This is a genomic window from Pseudarthrobacter sp. LT1 (assembly GCF_035621795.1).
Classification (GTDB): domain Bacteria; phylum Actinomycetota; class Actinomycetes; order Actinomycetales; family Micrococcaceae; genus Arthrobacter.
Map to the genome: position 1 here is coordinate 308,016 of NZ_CP141830.1, position 18,041 is coordinate 326,056.

The window sequence follows — 18,041 nt, forward strand, 5'->3', positions numbered from 1 at the left end:
CGGCGGGCACCGACACACCCCACCCCGCACTGGCCTCGCAAGCCGGCCAGGGAACCCTGCGGCTGTGGGCCCACCCCATCCGCCCGTCCGGAGCTACAGCGCGGGCAGCACGTCCCTGGCCTCGCCCGCATCCATACCGGTGGCTTCCAACAGGTCCACCATCAGCGGCCGGAACAGCATGACAACGGTTTCGCCCTCCAGCCGCGTCACCTCCAGCAGCTTGGGATGCAGGCGAAGGGCGATCTCGCTCAGGTCCCGCCGGGCAGTGCGCAAGTGGGCGCGGCGAACGCCTTCGTGCGTCTCCGCAAGGCCCAGGGAAAGCTCATCAATGGCGGCAGCGGTCTCCTGCAGCACCCCCGCGATGCTGTCCGTCGCCTCGTCCGAGAGCGCCGTGTGGTTGATGGCGCTGGTCAACCGCCGCGCAAACACGCGGCTGTTCCTCAGGGCAAGGTCGATGAAATCCAGCGACTGCTTCAGCCGGTCCAGTTCATCACGGTGCCGCCGGTAAGCGGGCGCCAACGTGGCCACCTCGCCGGACGCGCGGAGGGACTGGCGCATGGCATCCACCAGCGGCTGGCAGTTCCGGCCGCGGATCAGCGCATGCCAGGCCTGGGTGGAGTCACTGTTGGCCAGCGCCCCGGCACATTCACGCAGTACCTCCGCCAGTTCATGCAGCAGTTTCTGCACATCCCGGCGCGGCTCCTGGCGGGGGTCCTTTGGCACCAGGATGGTCACCAGCAGGGCGCACATGCCGCCCACCACGGCATCGATACTCCGGGTGAACGGGCCCCCGGACGGTGCGGGCAGCAAGACCACGAGCAGCGATTGAAGCGCCAGCTGGGTGGTGAAGATACTTCCGCTGTCCAGGAAGCGGGCCAGCAGGATCGAGAAGAGGAGCACGACGGCGGCCACCCAGATATCGCCGCCCAGCCAGTGCAGGAGCAGGTCACCGACGGCGATGCCGATGGTGCAGCCCAGGCCCACTTCCATCACGCGCCGCAGCCGTGGCTCCCGGGAAAATCCAAGGGCGATCAGCGACGAGGTGGCAGCGAACAGGGGGCCGGAGTGGCCCAGGATGTATTCGGCGAACGCATAGGCGCCCACCGCGCACACGGTCATCTGGATGGCGGGCACAAAGGAGTTGCGGCTTCGGATCAACCCGGTCCGGATCCGGCTGCGCAGGAACCGCCTGGTCGCTGAGAGTCCTGCTGGGATGGCCATGGGTCCAAGTCTATTCAGTGCCGATCCACTGCCCGGCGCAGGTGCACTACGACTGCGCATGTGATCTGCGCAATGGTGACCCGGCATTTGTCAGCCAATATCCCGCCGTCGTTAATCCTCCGTTCACTTTGGACAGCCCATCCCGTTACCTGCGGCCCTTAACTTTCTTGAAGGTACAAAACGTACGCATCGCGCAGCAGGGTTCTCCGTCCCTGTCCCGCACCTGAATAACCCTGGAAGGGGTACATCTAGTGAAGGCACTCCGCTTCGGCCGCCACGCGGCTATCGCTGTTATCGCAGCCGGCGCACTCGCGCTCTCCGCCTGCGGTTCAGACAACGCCACGGGCACCGCCCCTGCCGGCACCCAGTCCGCCGGCGGCACCAAGGTGACCGGTACGCTGACCGGCATCGGTTCCTCCGCCCAGGGCGCCGCCATGGACGCCTGGAAGACCAACTTCGCCTCCGCCAACTCCGGCGCCACCGTGCAGTACTCCCCGGACGGCTCGGGCGCAGGCCGCAAGGCCATCCTGGACGGCTCGGCCCAGTTCGCCGGCTCGGACGCCTACCTCAAGGATGACGAGTACGCCTCGTCCAAGTCCGTCTGCGGACCCGACGGCGCCATCAACGTCCCCGTCTACATCTCCCCGATCGCCGTGGCCTTCAACGTTCCCGGCGTCACCGACCTGAAGCTGGACGCCACCACCGTGGCCAAGATCTTCCGTGGCCAGATCGCCAAGTGGAACGACCCCGCCATCGCAGCCCTGAACGCCGGCGTCTCGCTGCCGGACCTGAAGGTCACCCCGGTGAACCGCTCCGACGACTCGGGCACCACGCAGAACTTTACTGACTACCTGGCCGCCGCCGCCTCGGACGTCTGGACCGACAAGGCCGCCGGTGTGTGGCCCGCCAGCCTCCAGGGCGAAAACGCCAAGGGCACCTCCGGCGTGGTCAAGACCGTCACGGACACCCCCGGTGCGGTGACCTACGCCGACGACTCCGCCGTCAGCGGCAAGCTGGGCGTTGCCCAGATCAAGGTAGGCGACTCCTTTACCAAGATCTCCGCCGATGCTGCTGCCAAGGCAGTGGACGCCGGCAAGCCCGTTGAAGGCCGCGCCGCCAATGACCTGTCCATCAAGCTGGACCGCAAGACCACCATCGCGGGCGCCTACCCGATCGTCCTGGTGTCCTTCCACGTCCTGTGCACCACGTACGACAAGCAGGAGACCGTTGACCTGGTCAAGGCCTTCGAGCACTACGTAGTTTCCGCAGAGGGCCAGAAGGCCGCAGCAGAGTCGGCCAAGTCCGCCCCGCTGTCCTCGGACCTGGCAGCCAAGGCCGCCAAGGCCATCGACTCGATCAAGGTCAAGTCCTAGCCAACGCTGTAAAACCGGGTTCCCCGCCTGCCGGACGGCAGTGCGGGGAACTTGGCTTTGCACCCCGCATCCTTAATCCAGCTACGAATCGAAGGGCCGTCGAATGACCGCCACCTCCCTGACCAGTACCCAGGGCGCCGGGCGCGCCGGGGACAAAGTCTTCTCCGGCGCCACGCTGGCAGCCGGGTGCCTGATCCTCGCCGTCCTTTTCGGCGTCGCGCTTTTCCTGGTAGTCCAGGCAATCCCCGCGCTGACCGCGCCCGCAGACAAGATCCAGGGCGGCCAGGGCTTCTTCGCCTACATCGGGCCCATCGTGATCGGCACGCTCATCGCCGCCGCCATTGCGCTGGTGATCGCCACCCCCGTCGCCATCGGCGTGGCGCTGTTCATCTCCCACTTCGCACCCCGCCGACTGGCCTCCGGCCTCGGCTACGTGGTGGACCTGCTCGCCGCCATCCCCTCCGTTGTCTACGGCGCCTGGGGTGCCGCTTTCCTTGCCAAGGAGATCGCGCCGGCGTACGGCTGGCTCGCGGCCAACATGGGCTGGCTCCCCATCTTCCAGGGCCCGGCCTCAACCACCGGCAAGACCATCCTCACCGCCGGCATCGTCCTTGCCGTCATGGTCCTGCCCATCATCACCTCGCTGTCCCGCGAGATCTTCTTGCAGACCCCCAAGCTGCATGAGGAAGCTGCGCTGGCACTCGGTGCCACCCGCTGGGAAATGATCAAGATGGCCGTCCTGCCCTTCGCCCGGCCCGGCATCATCAGCGCCATCATGCTGGGCCTGGGGCGCGCACTGGGTGAGACCATGGCCGTTGCCCTGGTGCTCTCTTCCGGTGCCCTGACCGCCAGCCTGATCCAGTCCGGCAACCAGACCATCGCAGCCGAGATCGCCCTGAACTTCCCCGAAGCCAGCGGCCTCAAAGTCAGCACCCTGATCGCCGCCGGCCTGGTGCTGTTCATCATCACCCTGGCCGTGAACATGATCGCGCGCTGGGTCATTACCCGGCACAAAGAATTCTCGGGAGCCAACTAAATGACCTCCACGCTTACCCCCGTCCGCAGCAAGCGGTCGGCGCTTACCAAGGGCCAGCTGCCCAAGTTCGCACCCTATGCAGTGCTCGGTGGAGCGCTGATTGTCGGCGCCGCCATCCTTGCCCTGATCGGCTTCAACCCGTTCGGCTGGGGCCTGGTCTCCTCCATCCTGTTCGCTGTGGGCCTGGTGTCCTGGAGCGCCGCGGTGGAAGGCTCCCGCAAGGCCAAGGACAAGCTGGCCACCTGCCTGGTGGTCGGCTCATTCCTGGTGGCTCTGCTGCCCCTGGTCTCAGTGATCTGGACCGTGCTGGTCAACGGCATCCCCGGGCTCATCGATCCCGGGTTCCTCACCACCTCCATGAACGGCGTCACAGGCGCGTTCGACAACAAGGCCGTGGAAAGCGGTGCCCCCGTAATGGGCGGCATCTACCACGCCCTCCTGGGCACCGTGCAGATCACGCTGCTCGCCACCGTGATCTCTGTCCCCGTGGGGCTGCTCACGGCCATCTACCTCGTGGAGTACGGCAACGACGGCCGCCTGGCCAAGGCCATCACGTTTTTCGTGGACGTCATGACCGGAATCCCCTCCATCGTGGCCGGCCTGTTCGCTGCCGCGTTCTTCTTCGTGGTGGTGGGCCCGGGCACCAAGACCGGTGCGGTGGCCGCCGTCGCGCTTTCCGTGCTGATGATCCCCGTGGTGGTCCGCGCCAGCGAGGAAATGCTCAAGATCGTCCCCAACGAGCTCCGCGAGGCGGCCTACGCCCTGGGCGTCCGCAAGTGGCGGACCATCCTCAAGGTGGTCATTCCGACGGCGATCTCCGGCATCGCGTCCGGCGTCACCCTGGCGATCGCCCGGGTCATCGGCGAGACGGCGCCCATCCTGGTCACCGCCGGCTTTGCCACCAGCATCAACTCCAACGTGTTCGGCGGCTGGATGGCCTCGCTGCCCACGTTCATCTACACCCAGATCCTCAACCCCACCTCGCCGTCCAACCCGGACCCGTCCTCCCAGCGGGCGTGGGGTGCGGCCCTGGTCCTGATCATCCTGGTGATGGTCCTGAACCTGGTGGCGCGCCTGATCGCCAGGATCTTCGCCCCTAAAACCGGCCGGTAACCAGGCTTTCCTTCCGCCATACCGCGGCGGATCCTAGACTTCAATCCATACCCAGCAAGTGAAGGAACACCATGTCTAAGCGCATCGACGTCAAGGACCTGAACGTGTACTACGGCGACTTCCTCGCCGTTGAGGACGTCAGCATCAACATCGAGGCCAAGTCCGTCACCGCGTTCATCGGCCCCTCCGGCTGCGGAAAGTCCACCTTCCTCCGCACCCTGAACCGCATGCACGAGGTCATCCCCGGCGCGCGCGTTGAGGGCGAGGTCCTGCTGGACGGCGACAACCTCTATGGCCCAGGCGTGGACCCCGTAACCGTGCGCTCGCAGATCGGCATGGTCTTCCAGCGGCCCAACCCGTTCCCCACGATGTCCATCAGGGACAACGTGCTGGCCGGCGTGAAGCTGAACAACAAGAAGATCTCCAAGGGCGAGGCCGATGTCCTGGTGGAACGCTCCCTCAAGGGCGCCAACCTCTGGAACGAGGTCAAGGACCGGCTGGAGAAGCCCGGGTCCGGCCTCTCGGGCGGCCAGCAGCAGCGCCTCTGCATCGCCCGCGCCATCGCCGTGGAGCCGCAGGTGATCCTCATGGATGAGCCCTGCTCCGCCCTGGACCCCATCTCCACCCTGGCCATTGAGGACCTCATCAACGAGCTTAAGGACCAGTACACAGTGGTGATCGTTACCCACAACATGCAGCAGGCCGCGCGCGTGTCCGACAAGACCGCCTTCTTCAACATTGCGGGCACCGGCAAGCCGGGCAAGCTGATCGAGTACGGCGACACGCACACCATCTTCAGCAACCCCGTACAGAAGGCTACGGAAGACTACGTCTCCGGACGCTTCGGGTAAACCGTTTCCCGTTGGCGATCTACTGACCGGTTTAGTACGCTAATCGAGATACTTTCGCAACTAGTAGTAAGCCCGCTTAAGGAGTTTTGCCATGACGCAGACGGCCAGTGAACCCCTGGGCCCCCAGCTTACTGTTTCCGTACCCGGGGTGGACGCAGTGCAGGACGCTGTTGAACCGGCGCAGGCTTTCGCCGCTGCGGCGGGGCTGGCGGGACCCCTGGCCGCCGGTCCGCTGGCGCCGGAGCTCGAACCGCACCTGGCCCTGGCCGCGGCCGGAGTTGAGGAAGCCATCGAGGAAGAGGATGTCCTGGCCGAGGTGTGGCGCACCAGCTCGCGCCTCGAAAGCATGCAGTGGGAACTGGACACCGCCCAGGAGTCCCTGCGGCAGGCTGTCCGCAAGGCTTCCGCTGCCGGAGTGGCGGACGGCGAACTGTGCAGCGCCGCCAACCTGACCCCGGAGGAGCTCGCCACCGTGCTGATGGCCGCCGCCGTCGTCAGCCCTGTGGCCCTGGAGCTCTAGCAAAACCTTGAGGCGCGGCGGCCGCGGTGCCTATTCCGGGACCTCCAGCTGGAACCCGCAGTGGCAGCGCAGGACCCGGGTCGGCAGGGATACGGCGTTGAGCCCGCTGCCTGACCTGCTGCTGCGGTAGCAGAGCCGCTCTACCTCGAACTCCGCCTCTTCCATGGGGAAGCCGCAGTGGATGTAGTCGTCCCCGAAGAGGACCACCTGGGCCATCCAGCGGACCTGGTTCAGCGCGGCCGCGACGTCGGTGGCGTAGGCCGTGTGTTCCTGGAACAGGTCGCAGTCGTTGCAGGTGTAGGACACCGTGACCAGGTCCCCGCCGGCAGCGCCGATGGCAGTAATGGCGTGGATGGTCAGCTGGTGCTCGGTTCCGCAGGCCTCGCACTGGGGTTGCCGGGGCTGTGGAAGGTGGCGCCGGGAATAGGAGGGAGACATGACGCCTGCTCTTTTCCGCGTTGTGCATCCAGGCCGCCGGGTGGCTGCAGCGGCGCCGCGTCCGCAGCCCTGCACACGGCGCGGACGCCGGTCCCCGGCACCGTTGACCGGGGGCGCACTTTCGAATCTACGTCACGGCGGATTCCCTGTACAGGGCAGCACCGCCCCCGGCACGCCCCGCCTAGGCGGAAATGGGGGAGAGGGCCAGCGCAAGCACGAAGCCCAGGGCGCACGTCGCCAGCGGGGTCAACCCCCAGAGCCACAGGATCCGGATGACCAATTTTCGGTTCGTGACCGAAAAGTGCTGGTTCTCCCCGGCGCCGAGGGCACCGGCCGTGACGGTGTGGGTGGTGGAAAGCGGCCAGTGCAGCCCGATGGCCCCCACGAAAAGCATCAGCGCGCTGAAGGTCTGGGCCACGGAACCACGCAGGGGATCGATCCTGGTGATCTTGTATCCGATGGTGTGGGAGATCCGCCATCCTCCGAAAAGCGTCCCGGCAGTCATCATCACCGCGGAAAGTGCCGCAACCCAGGTGGGGATCCCGCCGTCGGAATAGCCTGCTGCCAGCAGGGCCAGCAGCAGTACCGCGCTGACGCGTTGGCCGTCCTGCAGGCCGTGGCCAAAGGCCACCGCGCCGGCGGCAACGGCCTGGCCCCGGCGGAAGCGCTGGTTCACCACGTTGGGCTGGGTATAGCGGGCCACCCACGTGGCCGGATACACCAGGAGGAAGGAGCCGCTGTAGGCCACCAGCGGGGACAGCACCAGCGGCAGGACCACTTGGAACAGGAGCGACTGGTCCACCCCTGCCACTCCCTGGCCCCCGATCGCAAGGCTGGCGAGGCCTGCGCCGGCGAGGCCGCCCACCAGGGCGTGGGTGGAGGAGGCAGGGATGCCGCGCCACCACATCAGGACGCCCCAGGCGCAGGCGCTGGCCAGGCCCGCCACCAGGATGGCCAGGCCGTCAGTGCCGGACGGAAGGTTGATCCAGGTACGGCTGACGGCGACGGCGAGCAGGGCGCTCAGGAGGGCGCCGACAAAGTTGAAGAACGCGGCGAGGAGCACGCCGACGCTGGGGGTGAGCGCCCGGTTCCGCACGGCCAGGGCCACCGAGGTGGACGCGTCGCGGAACCCGTTCAGGAAAGCAAACGCCGCGGCCAGCAGGACCACCGCGCCAAAGATGACTGCCGTCACGTCAGGATTCCTTGACGATGATGCTGCCTACCTGGGTGGCCACCCGCCGCATGTCCTTGGTGACCTCCACCAGCTGGTTGGCGATGTCCCGGTTGCGGGAGTACTGGGCCCACTTCATGTCCGCGATCATGTCCGCCACCCAGACGCGGTGGGTCCGTTCGGCCCGCTTGGCGAGGCGCAGGATTTCGATCCAGTAGTCCTCGAGGTCGTCCAGGTTATTGAGCCTGCGCATGGCGTCAACGGTCAGCTCGGCCTGCCTGCTGATGATCTCCAGCTGGTCCGCCGCGCGCTTGGGGAGGCGGTCCAGCCGGTAAAGTGCCACCAGCTCCGCCGCGGCGTCCATCTTTTCCATGGCTTCGTTGAGGTACCGGGAGAGGGCGTACATGTCCTCGCGGGGCAGCGGATTCACAAAGCTGGTGCGCATATGGGTCAGCAGCGCGAAATGCAGTTCGGCGGACTTGGCCTCGATGTTGTGCATGTCCTCAACGAGCTTGCCGTGTTCGTCCGCGGGTACGCCTAGGATCTCGGCCAGGGTGGCGGTGGCCAGCACGATCTGTTGTGCCATCTGTGAGAGCAGGTTCAGCCCTGCAGGCTCCTGTGGAAAAAGGCGCAGCTTCACGTGTTTACCGGTCTCCAGGACGTATCAAGGCGGGGGTTGCTGCCGTGTGACTTGACGGCGGCGCGCAACTGACGCTTACTCTACCGGCCCGTAACTGCACCCTCTGAATTGACCACCTGGAAGAGGGCAGAAAAATGGTGCCGAACCGGATACGCCTCTCGGCGGTAGGCCGCTCTAGGCGGCTAATTGTTGAAGCCCGGGGGTTTCGCGGCTCGGCACCGGTTTCAGTCTTCTACTTCACCCGGCCCAAGTCAATCTTGACAGCGGAGGCTTGGTTCGTCCCGGAAATCCGGTCCGCCGGGGGACGGGCGCCTCAGTCCAGTTCGCCCAGGCGCCACGCGTTGGCCGCGTGTTCAAGGTCCTCGGCGGTCTTGACCAGCTGGTGGGAGTTGCGGGTCAGCTTGCTGGCGTGTGCCTCGTTGGCATGCTCGGCGCCGTCGGCGAGGGTGGCCTGGCCGAGCGCCACCACGCGGCAGAACGCGGCAGAGCGTTCCAGCGCGACGTCGAAATCGCCGTCGAACGCGCCGGAAAGGATGGCGTCCGCCATGGTGCGCATTTCGTCGGCGCCCGGTGGCTCAGCCGCGCCGGCCACCACGTTGGATACCTGGGCGGTGTCCCTGCCCGCGCGGAAGTAGACGGAGATGCGTTCGGGGTCCTGGACGGTGGCGGCACGGAGTGCGTAGAGCCGCCAGAGGGCGCCGGGAAGGGACCGGGCAGGGCTCTCCGCCCACATCTCGGCGATGGCGTCCAGGCCCTGTTCGTCCGCGAGCTTCACCAGGCGTTCGGTGATCACCGGATCGTCGCTGTCGCGGCCATGGCGGACCAGGGCCTGCGCGGCAAGGTGGGCAGCCTCCGACACGCGGGCGGGATCGGCACCGCCTGCGAAGGGCTCGAAGTCCATCGGAGCGAAGGGCTTGGGCTTATGGTGCCGGTTGCTGCCGCCGTACGGAGTTGTTCCTGCTTGCTCGCTCATGCCCCCCACGCTACTCCTGTGCCACAGCGGAAATCGAGCGTCCGCGGGGCTTGTCCGGTGACGGCAGCAGGGTCCCGGACCGCGGGGTTAAAACGTACGACGGCGGCGCCCGGGGCGTGTGCGAAGTGCCCGGAACCATGGGTTACAGTATTAACGTCCAGAAATGGATTGGGCCGTACGGGCAGGCACTGCGTGTTTGACCGGCCGGCAGGGGCCTTTAGCTCAGTTGGTAGAGCATCGGACTTTTAATCCGTGGGTCGTGGGTTCGAGCCCCACAGGGCCCACCCGTCAAGACCGAGAGGGTCCGCCGCGAACGCGCAGGCGGGCCCCGTTCTTTTAAGCAGCCCCGGTCACACAGCCACGACAGTCCCGTTCCGCGGCAGTCCGCCCGCGAATGAGACGGGAACCGCGGAAGCCTGTCCAGGATCTGCGGAGTCCATGGCCTGCACGTGCACATGCGGTTCGGTGCTGTTGCCCGAGTTGCCGCACCGTCCCACCGGCTCCCCGCTCCGGACCAGCTGGCCCGGCTGGACGCAGATGCTCCCGCGCTTGAGATGGCACAGCGCGATGAACACCCCGCCGACCTCGATGATCACGTGGTTGCCCGCCAAGCCCACCCACCCCTCCCGCACGCGCCGAGCCTGGGTTGCGGCATAACCGATCGAAGGAAAGCCGCGGAAAGCTGCATGGTCCGGCTCCCCGTCACGGGCGGCGCGGACCAGGCCGGACGCCGGTGCCATCACAGCCCTGCCGAACCCTGCAAAGCGTTCCGGCTGCTCGGACCGGAACAGTGAGGCCAGGGTGACCGGCGCCGACTGCCCACTGGCGTCCACCGGTGTGAAGTCGATGGCGAAGCTCGTGGCAAAGAGCCGTGTCCCATGGCTGGGGACCCGGTCCGCCGGTGAGTTCTGCACCAGCCAGGTGCCCGTGAAGGGATAGGCCAGGTCAACCGGGCCTGCCGGATTCACGGTTCAGCGGCGGGGTCGTATTGGAAGGCGCGCAGCTCCTGCGGGCAGCGGCAGGCCACCGCGATCTTCGCAGCCCACTGCACCGCGGCATCGTACGCGGGCAGTTCCAGCACCGTGTAGCCGCCCTCGATCTGCGCGGTCTGGGGGTAGGTGCCCGCGCGTACGGTTCCGTCACCGCTGACGGTGACGGGCGGGACGCTCTCGTCAATGCCGCCCCCGAAAACCCAGACACCGGCGTCTTTTGCCTCCTGGACCACTGCGTGTGCGGCGTCAGCTACTTCCTGCAGCCCGCCGGCGGGGATGTCCATGGCGCCGCTGGGAAACGAGATCAGGTACTTGGTCATTCCGCCGGCTCCTTCTTCGCAAACGGTGGACACCCTCATCCTTCCCACTGGTCCGCTTCCGCGCAAGGATTCAGCCGCACTCTTCACGGGCGCCCAAGCCGGTGCCCCAGGCGGGCGCAACAGGGGGAGCCGCAGGGACGGCAACAGGCACAATAGGCACATGGCAAAAACCAGCAAGGGCCGGATGCCGCGCCTGGAAGACGTGGCCAAGGTGGCCGGCGTCTCCCACCAGACCGTCTCCCGCGTGGTGAACAACCACCCCAACGTGAGCAAGGCGACCCGGGAAAAGGTTGAGGCGGCCATTGCCGAACTGGGGTACCGACGCAACACCGCGGCCCGGAGCCTGGTCACGCGGCGCTCGCAGACCATCGGCGTTCTGGCCAGTGAGCTCTCCCAGTACGGGCCCGCGAACACCCTGCTGGGGGTTGAACATGCGGCCCGCAACGCCGGCTACTTTGTCAGCATCGCGGCGTTGCGGGAAGTGAGCAGGGACGCCATCGCCGATGCGGTGGGCCACTTCATGGACCAGGCCGTGGACGGGATTGCGGTACTGGTCCCGCACGCGGACACCCTGGCCGTGCTGGAGCAGCTGAACCTTCCGGTGCCCGTGGTGGCCGTGGGCTCCGCCGGCAGCGCCTCCGTCAGCGGGGCCATGGTGGACCAGCGTGCGGGCGCCAGGCTCGCCGTCGAACATCTGGTCAAGGAGGGCCACCTGCGGATCGGGCATATCGCCGGCCCTCCGGACTGGACGGACGGTGCCGAGCGCGCGGAGGGCTGGCGCGCGGCGCTTCGCGAGGCAGGGCTGGACGAATCACTCCTGGTGGAAGGGGACTGGAGTGCGGGGAGCGGCTACGCAATCGGCCGCCGCCTGGCGTCCGGACTCACGGCCACGGCCATCTTTGTGGGGAACGACCAGATGGCCCTGGGCCTCCTGCGCGCGTTCACCGAGGCGGGCGTGAGGGTGCCCGACGACGTCTCCGTGGTGGGCTTCGACGACCAGCCCGAAGCGGGCTACTTCACGCCGCCGCTGACAACCGTTCGCCAGGACTTCGAGGAACTGGGGCGCCGCTGCATGGACATCATGCTCGACGAAATTGAGTCAGGTGCCGCGGTGAGCTCCACCGTGGTCCCGCCGCAGCTTGTCCTCCGCGCCAGCACCGCCGCCCCGGCGTCCGCTTAGAACCCCGGGGAAACCGTCCGGGAAGCCGGCTTAAGCTGCGGAAGAAGAAAAGTTAAAAAATCTCCATGAATCTGCATCCAAATCCGGGCCTGCGCCGGTAGTAGGGGTGTCAGCAAAAAACGCCCGGCAGCCGGGCCGTTCAAGGAGATGGACATGCGCAACACAATCTTTACCGCAGGTGCCGGGGCGGCAGCCATTGCAGCCGCAATCGCCCTGGCCGGCCCCGCCAACGCAGCAGAAGGAGATGCCCAGCTCTCAGTGCTGCACGGCGTTCCCGGACTGACCGTGGACGTCTGGGTCAACGGCGACCGGACGCTGGACGATTTCACCCCGGGAACCCTCGCCGGTCCGCTGGCCCTTCCCGCGGGCACCTACGAAATTGCCATCACGGCAGCTGACGCAGCCGACGCGTCCGCCCCCGCCATCGGTCCCGTCAGCGTCAACCTGGCTGCCAATGGAAACTACACCGCAGCCGCCCACCTCGGCGAGGACGGCAAGCCCACGGCAAGCCTGTTCACCAATGACGTCTCCCGGATCGAGGCCGGCAAGGGCAAACTGACCGTCCGGCATGCCGCCGCCGCCCCTGCCGTCGATGTCCTGGCCGGCGGCACCGCCGTCGTCACCAACCTGGCCAACCCGAACGAACAAACCCTGACCCTCGATCCCGGCACGGTCCCGGCCGCCGTTGCCGCCGCCGGCACCACCACCCCCGTGATCGGCCCGGCAGACGTCACGGTGGCCGAAGGGACGCACACCATTGTCTACGCCTGGGGCAGCCTGGCGGACCAGAACCTGAAGCTGGCCGTTCAGACCATCGAGGGCCTGCACACCGCTCCGGCGTCGGTGCCCGGCGCCCTTGACGGTTCCGCAAATACAGGCGGGGCGGGCCCCGCAGTTGCCACAGCCGGGTTCGGCCTGGCAGCCCTGGCCCTGCTGGCCGGGGCGGTGGGCGTCAGCCGCGCCGTCCGCGCCCGGCGGGCCGAACTGTAGCCGCCACTCTGTAGGACCATCAGCGCAGGGGCCCGGCCGCACACCCGCGGACGGGCCCCTGCGCCGGCCCTTTTGTTCCCCAACCGATGTCTTCTTTGGAAGGAACTCCTCATGAACGGACGCACGACGCCGGCAGGCTGGTACCGCCGTCGGCCTGCCTTAAGGGGTGCGGCAGCAGCGCTGGTGGCTGGGGTGCTGGTTCTCTCCGGCTGCGGTTCCGCCGCCCCGTCCAATTCCGGGCAGGCACCGCCCCCTGCGGCTGCAGCCAGTTCGGTGGCTCCGCCGGATTCCCCGCTGCCGCAGGCGGCCGCCCCTTCCAGTCCTGGCAGCGCGCAGCCGGGGGACATCCCGCTCCGGCCAGCGACCCTGCCGGCGAATGCCCCAGCACCGGCACCCACTTCGCTCACCGTAGCCGGCACGGCCATTGATATGCCGGTGGTGCCCGGGGGAGTGTCCACCACAGGAGCGATGGAGATCCCGGACGTGTTCGACCGTGCCGCCTGGTACAGGTTCGGCCCCGCCCCCGGGGCGGCCGAAGGCGCCGCCGTCATCGCCGGACATATCGACACCACCTCGGACCGCGCGCCCTTCTCCGCCCTGAAGTCGCTCCCGGCGGGAACCATCATCCGCGTGGGAAGGGACGGCGCCCCCGCGTTCAGTTACCGGGTGGTGGGCGTGGAGCTGATGGCCAAGGACAGGTTCGACGGCGCGTCCCTCTTCAGGCGGTCAGGGCCCCATGAACTCAAACTCGTCACCTGCGGCGGCAAATGGCTGGACGAGCGGATGGACTACAGCGACAATGTGATTGTCACCGCAGTCCCTGCCTGAACCGGTCCCCGCATGAACCAGTTCCTGCACAGCCGGTGGCCAGCCATGTATCTCGTCGCCGAAGCCGGGAGGGAGCCGCCCGTGACGCTCCCCGGCCGCGCGTCCCCTGGATGGGATGACGGGCTCACCGCCTCTTTCCTGTCCGGCGATGAGCATGCGCTGGCGGCGGCCTACCGCGAGTTCGCGCCGCTGGTGCATACGCTGGCACTCCGGTCCCTCTCGGACCGCGCGGCGGCGGACGACGTGACCCAGGAGGTCTTCATCCGGGTGTGGCGCTCCCGGAACACCTTCAACCCGCAGGTGGCCCGGCTCCCGGCGTGGATTGTTGGCATCACGCGCAATGCCATCGCGGATGCCCAGCAGTCGTCGGCCCGCGAAGCGCGCAAAGCCTATGCCGCTGCGGGCGCCGGCATGGCCGGGGACGCGGGGGCCGGAACAGAGGCCGCGGAAACGCTGGCGGACCGGCTGCTCCTGGACGGCGAACTGGAAAAGCTGGGTGAGCCCCAGGGGTCCATCATGAAGCTTGCCTTCTACGAGGACCTGACGCACGAACAGATTTCGCGGAAACTGGACCTTCCCCTTGGTACCGTCAAGAGCCACATCCGCCGCAGCCTGACCCACCTGAGAAGCAGATTGGAGGTAGACCATGCCGCATCTTGATCCGGAACAGTTGAGCCTCCTGGCGCTGTACGACGACTGGGATGACCCTGGCGGTAGGGAGCACCTCCTGGCCTGCCCCCAGTGCGCCGCCGACTACGCCGCCCTGCGGCGTGCCGTCGAAGCGGTGAAGACGACGCCGGACACCAGCCGGCTCTCCGTGCCCGGCCCCCAGGTATGGGCGGGAATCCACCGCGAACTTGGCCTGGGCGAGTCCGTCCGGGAGGACCCGCTCGCGGCGGGGGAGCCGGCGGAACCCGGGTCTGTGGGAGACGTTTCGGAGGAACGCGGGGCTGAACGTGGCGGGGCTGATGGAGGTGCCGCAACACCTGCCGTCACGCCCGCACCCGGGGACGTGCCGCCGTCGAACATTGTCCCCCTCGGTGACAAAGCAATCGGCAACCGGCCAAGGGGAACCCGGACAAGGGGTGCCGGAACGGACACTGCCCGGACGAGGGGCGCGTGGCAGCGCCCCGGAACGTGGCTGGCCACGGCGGCAGCTGCTGTCCTGGTGGTTTTCGGCGCCGTCTGGGCCTTAAACCGCCCGCCCCAGCCCCAGCAGCTGGCGGCAACCCAGCTGACCCCGCTTCCGCAGCACTCCGCGGCGGGATCGGCCAAAGTGGTGGAGGCCAAGGATGGTTCACGCAGCCTGGAGGTCAGCCTGGACAAGGATGAAGCCAGGGGCTACCAGGAGGTGTGGCTGATCGCGCCGGACCTTTCCAAGCTGGTCAGCCTGGGCGTCATGAACTCCACCTCCGGAACGTTCCAGGTGCCTGCCGGCCTTGACCTGTCCCAGTACCCGGTGGTGGATGTCTCGGACGAGCCCATGGACGGCAACCCCGCCCACTCCACCATAAGTATTGCCCGGGGCACTCTCACATCCTGATCTGGGCCCGCGGACGCACCCGCTGAACAGGCGGAACCGGCAGCGGGTCAGCGGCCGAAGTGTGAGTGCGGCGCACCTTCCGGGAGCCGCTCCAGGATGTCCTCGGCCACCTTGCGCACCTTGATGTTCCGGTGGCTTGAAGCCTTGGCGAGGATGGCGAACGCCTCCTGGTAGGAGCACCGGTTCTGGGCCATGATCACGCCGCAGGCCACATTGATGGACGTGCGGCTGTCGAGGGCCGAGCGGAGGTCCGTGGCCAGTGACCGGGCAGTGTGCAGGTTGATGGCCATCTGGAGGCTTTTGGTTGCCAGCAGCGCGAAAGTGCGTGCCTCCGCGATGGCCTGGAGCGGAAAGGCCTTTGAATCCTGGGCGAAGAAGGCGAGGGCGGCCCTTGACTGGCCGAGTTCGCTGTTGCCGGGAATCCCGTCGTCGGCAGGAATCTCTGCGTCCAGGCGGAGCCTGACCGCGAGGGCGCTGCCAAACCCGGCGGCCTGCAGTTGGCCGGAATAGTGCTGCCAGCGGAAGTCCCCGTTCCTCTGGAGGACCGCCACGGGGTGGCCGCCGGCCATGACGTCGGTCACCGGGCCCTCGGCCGTTTCCCGTTCCCACTCCAGCAGGCTGACTACCTCGTCGGTGGTGCCGGTGATGGCGGGACCACGCTTGGGTTGGTGGAGCACCAGGCCACAGCCGACATCTATTCCAGCGGTCCTGACCACGTGCGCGGCCGATGCAGCCACCAGCAGGTCCAGGGAGTCTGCCAGGGACCGGGCGCCATTGACCAGGTCCAGCAGCAGAGCCGTGTTCCGCGGGTTTGCCTGCTCATGGCTGCCCTCCCCGGGCAGCGGTGCGTGGCCCCTCCGGGAGAGCGGAGGGGCAAGAGGGCCGGCGACGGCTGGGGGAGAGTCCTTGGTCTCGAAGGACTCCTCGTCGCCGGCCCCGCCTATCACCCGGGTCCGATGGACCGGGAAGCCTGCGCGGCCTATGTGTGGTGAACGATGCATTGCCAGTCTCACACCCCCTAGTGAGCCAAGTACCAAGAGCCTGAAGGTCTTGTCTCTGTGAAAAACCTAATGGCCCTCCGGGCCCCGGTGAATGCGTAGCTGGTACCTGTTTTTTCGATTAGGTAGTACTTGGAGGTTCCGGCTCCCGCGCCGTTTTGAGCGTCGCCGCAGGTGGGACCGCCGCAGCGTCCTCCGGCCGCGGCTGGAACCTTTTGGCGGGACCGCAGGCCGAACCCTTGACTCCGGGACCAGCGCAACAAACAATGTCTTCTATAACGTTGTAGAAACTACCTGAGGATACCTTCGTGACCCAGCCACAACCCCCCGCAGCCAAAATCACCGTCGACCCGTCGTTCACGGTAGGTCCCGTCCGCCGTCGTACATTTGGCGCGTTCGTTGAGCACCTTGGCCGGTGCGTGTACACCGGCATCTTCGAACCGGAACACCCGGAGGCCGACGAGGACGGCTTCCGCAAGGACGTCCTGGAACTGACCCGTGAGCTTGGTGTTTCCACCGTGCGCTACCCCGGCGGCAACTTCGTCTCCGGCTACCGCTGGGAGGATGGCGTGGGCCCGGTGGACCAGCGTCCCGCCCGCCTGGACCTGGCCTGGCACTCCACTGACCCCAACACCGTGGGCGTGGACGAGTTCGCCAAGTGGTCGGCCAAGGCCGGCGTGGAACCCATGATGGCCGTCAACCTGGGCACCCGCGGCGTGCAGGAGGCATTGGACCTCGTGGAGTACTGCAACATCGACGGCGGGACCGCCCTCTCCGAGCAACGCCGTACCAACGGGGCCGGCAATGGCTACGGCATCAAAATGTGGTGCCTGGGCAACGAAATGGACGGGCCCTGGCAGATCGGCCACAAGAACGCTCTGGAGTACGGCCGGCTCGCGGCGGACACCGCCCGCGGCATGCGCATGATCGACCCTGACCTGGAACTCGTGGCCTGCGGCAGCTCCGGGCCCAGTATGCCCACCTTCGGGGAGTGGGAGCGCGTGGTCCTGACGGAAACCTACGACCTGGTGGACCTGATCTCGGCGCACCAGTACTTCGAGGACTTCGGCGACCTGCAGGAACACCTGGCTGCCGGGCACAAGATGGAAGCCTTCATCCGCGACATCGTGAGCCACATTGACCACGTGAAGTCGGTCAAGAAGTCCAGCAGGCAGGTGAACATCTCTTTCGACGAATGGAACGTCTGGCACATGAGCCGCGACGAGTCAAAGGTGCCCACAGGCAAGGACTGGCCCGTGGCCCCCGTCCTGCTGGAAGACACTTATACAGTGGCTGACGCCGTGGTGGTGGGGGACCTCCTGGTCACGCTGCTCCGGAACACCGACCGCGTCCACTCGGCCAGCCTGGCGCAGTTGGTGAACGTCATCGCACCCATCATGACCGAACCCGGCGGCCGGTCCTGGAAGCAGACCACCTTCCACCCCTTCGCCCTGACCTCCCGGCATGCGTCGGGCACGGTGCTGCAGCTCGCCGTCGAATCCCCCCTGGTCAGCGGCGGCACGACGACCGGCTTCGCGGCACTGTCCGCCGTTGCCACCTACGACCCGGACAAGGGCGAGGCCGTAGTGTTCGCAGTGAATCGATCGGCCGCCGATGCCCTCGCACTGGATGCTGCCGTGGCAGGCCTGGGCCATGTCCATGTCGTGGAGGCCGTCACCTACGCCAACAAGGACCCTTACTGGCAGGCGAGTGCTGACGATTCCACGTCCGTCCTGCCGTCGGAAAACGGCACGGTGAAGGTGGAAGGGGGCCGGCTCACCGCTGAGCTTCCGGCAGTGTCCTGGTCCATGATCCGGCTGGCTGTGGAGTCCTGACCCGGCGAAATTTTCTTGG

Annotated in this window: 19 protein-coding genes and 1 tRNA gene; 12 read left to right on the plus strand and 8 right to left on the minus strand. The window is 67.2% G+C overall.

Translation table 11 applies throughout. The features are described from left to right. Positions 1-93: 93 nt before the first annotated feature. On the minus strand, positions 94-1,221 hold the full coding sequence (locus VIK36_RS01505; protein WP_255174076.1) for an FUSC family protein: 1,128 nt from the start codon (positions 1,219-1,221) through the stop codon (positions 94-96). A gap of 251 nt (positions 1,222-1,472) precedes the next feature. Between VIK36_RS01505 and pstS the strand changes: the two genes are divergently transcribed. The 5 genes from pstS (at position 1,473) to VIK36_RS01530 (ending at position 6,114) form a co-directional block, all read left to right on the plus strand. Beyond that, entirely contained in the window at positions 1,473-2,594 is a 1,122-nt protein-coding gene (pstS, locus tag VIK36_RS01510) for a phosphate ABC transporter substrate-binding protein PstS (RefSeq protein ID WP_255174077.1), read from the plus strand. A gap of 103 nt (positions 2,595-2,697) precedes the next feature. Further along, a complete protein-coding gene (gene pstC, locus VIK36_RS01515; RefSeq protein ID WP_324643825.1) occupies positions 2,698-3,630 on the plus strand; it encodes a phosphate ABC transporter permease subunit PstC in 933 nt (310 codons plus the stop codon). After that, positions 3,631-4,743, plus strand: coding sequence for a phosphate ABC transporter permease PstA (gene pstA, locus VIK36_RS01520; RefSeq protein WP_324643826.1), 1,113 nt, complete (start codon positions 3,631-3,633; stop codon positions 4,741-4,743). Positions 4,744-4,814: 71 nt separating this feature from the next. Beyond that, a complete protein-coding gene (gene pstB, locus VIK36_RS01525; RefSeq protein WP_018763202.1) occupies positions 4,815-5,594 on the plus strand; it encodes a phosphate ABC transporter ATP-binding protein PstB in 780 nt (259 codons plus the stop codon). Positions 5,595-5,685: 91 nt separating this feature from the next. After that, a complete protein-coding gene (locus tag VIK36_RS01530) occupies positions 5,686-6,114 on the plus strand; it encodes a hypothetical protein (protein ID WP_324643827.1) in 429 nt (142 codons plus the stop codon). 30 nt (positions 6,115-6,144) lie between these two features. Here the strand turns inward: VIK36_RS01530 and VIK36_RS01535 are convergent, their stop codons facing one another. From VIK36_RS01535 to VIK36_RS01550, 4 genes are all read right to left on the minus strand, one after another. Further along, on the minus strand, positions 6,145-6,552 hold the full coding sequence (locus tag VIK36_RS01535; RefSeq protein WP_324643828.1) for a hypothetical protein: 408 nt from the start codon (positions 6,550-6,552) through the stop codon (positions 6,145-6,147). 181 nt (positions 6,553-6,733) lie between these two features. Continuing rightward, entirely contained in the window at positions 6,734-7,744 is a 1,011-nt protein-coding gene (locus VIK36_RS01540; protein WP_324643829.1) for an inorganic phosphate transporter, read from the minus strand. A 1-nt stretch (position 7,745) separates the two neighbouring features. Then, positions 7,746-8,363 carry a DUF47 domain-containing protein gene (locus VIK36_RS01545; protein WP_255174084.1) on the minus strand — a complete coding sequence of 206 codons (618 nt, stop codon included), beginning with the start codon at positions 8,361-8,363 and terminating at the stop codon, positions 7,746-7,748. A 313-nt stretch (positions 8,364-8,676) separates the two neighbouring features. Further along, complete coding sequence (locus VIK36_RS01550; protein WP_159634234.1) at positions 8,677-9,336, minus strand: hypothetical protein; 660 nt, start codon at positions 9,334-9,336, stop codon at positions 8,677-8,679. 211 nt (positions 9,337-9,547) lie between these two features. Here VIK36_RS01550 and VIK36_RS01555 point away from each other — a divergent pair. Beyond that, positions 9,548-9,620, plus strand: a tRNA-Lys gene (locus VIK36_RS01555). 66 nt (positions 9,621-9,686) lie between these two features. Here the strand turns inward: VIK36_RS01555 and VIK36_RS01560 are convergent. Together VIK36_RS01560 and VIK36_RS01565 are read right to left on the minus strand one after the other, a co-directional pair. Next, positions 9,687-10,304 (minus strand): M23 family metallopeptidase, encoded by a 618-nt coding sequence (locus tag VIK36_RS01560; RefSeq protein WP_324643830.1) that lies wholly within the window; start codon positions 10,302-10,304, stop codon positions 9,687-9,689. Next, complete coding sequence (locus VIK36_RS01565) at positions 10,301-10,648, minus strand: YciI family protein (protein ID WP_255174087.1); 348 nt, start codon at positions 10,646-10,648, stop codon at positions 10,301-10,303. The genes VIK36_RS01560 and VIK36_RS01565 overlap by 4 nt, the downstream gene beginning before the upstream one ends. 160 nt (positions 10,649-10,808) lie before the next feature. On the opposite strand from VIK36_RS01565, the gene VIK36_RS01570 reads away from it, so the two are divergent. The 5 genes from VIK36_RS01570 to VIK36_RS01590 all read left to right on the plus strand — a co-directional run bounded on the left by VIK36_RS01570 (position 10,809) and on the right by VIK36_RS01590 (position 15,189). Then, on the plus strand, positions 10,809-11,828 hold the full coding sequence (locus tag VIK36_RS01570) for a LacI family DNA-binding transcriptional regulator (RefSeq protein WP_324643831.1): 1,020 nt from the start codon (positions 10,809-10,811) through the stop codon (positions 11,826-11,828). A 153-nt stretch (positions 11,829-11,981) separates the two neighbouring features. After that, positions 11,982-12,818 (plus strand): DUF4397 domain-containing protein, encoded by an 837-nt coding sequence (locus VIK36_RS01575; RefSeq protein ID WP_324643832.1) that lies wholly within the window; start codon positions 11,982-11,984, stop codon positions 12,816-12,818. Positions 12,819-12,929: 111 nt separating this feature from the next. Then, complete coding sequence (locus VIK36_RS01580) at positions 12,930-13,646, plus strand: class F sortase (protein ID WP_324643833.1); 717 nt, start codon at positions 12,930-12,932, stop codon at positions 13,644-13,646. Positions 13,647-13,691: 45 nt separating this feature from the next. Further along, positions 13,692-14,306, plus strand: coding sequence for an RNA polymerase sigma factor (locus VIK36_RS01585; protein ID WP_420716282.1), 615 nt, complete (start codon positions 13,692-13,694; stop codon positions 14,304-14,306). After that, complete coding sequence (locus tag VIK36_RS01590; RefSeq protein WP_324643835.1) at positions 14,293-15,189, plus strand: anti-sigma factor; 897 nt, start codon at positions 14,293-14,295, stop codon at positions 15,187-15,189. Before VIK36_RS01585 ends, VIK36_RS01590 begins: the two co-directional genes overlap by 14 nt. A gap of 47 nt (positions 15,190-15,236) precedes the next feature. On the opposite strand, the gene VIK36_RS01595 is transcribed toward VIK36_RS01590, so the two are convergent. Continuing rightward, positions 15,237-16,136 (minus strand): ANTAR domain-containing response regulator, encoded by a 900-nt coding sequence (locus VIK36_RS01595; protein WP_324643836.1) that lies wholly within the window; start codon positions 16,134-16,136, stop codon positions 15,237-15,239. 359 nt (positions 16,137-16,495) lie between these two features. On the opposite strand from VIK36_RS01595, the gene VIK36_RS01600 reads away from it, so the two are divergent. Continuing rightward, positions 16,496-18,022 carry an alpha-N-arabinofuranosidase gene (locus VIK36_RS01600; protein WP_255174094.1) on the plus strand — a complete coding sequence of 509 codons (1,527 nt, stop codon included), beginning with the start codon at positions 16,496-16,498 and terminating at the stop codon, positions 18,020-18,022. Positions 18,023-18,041 lie beyond the last annotated feature (19 nt).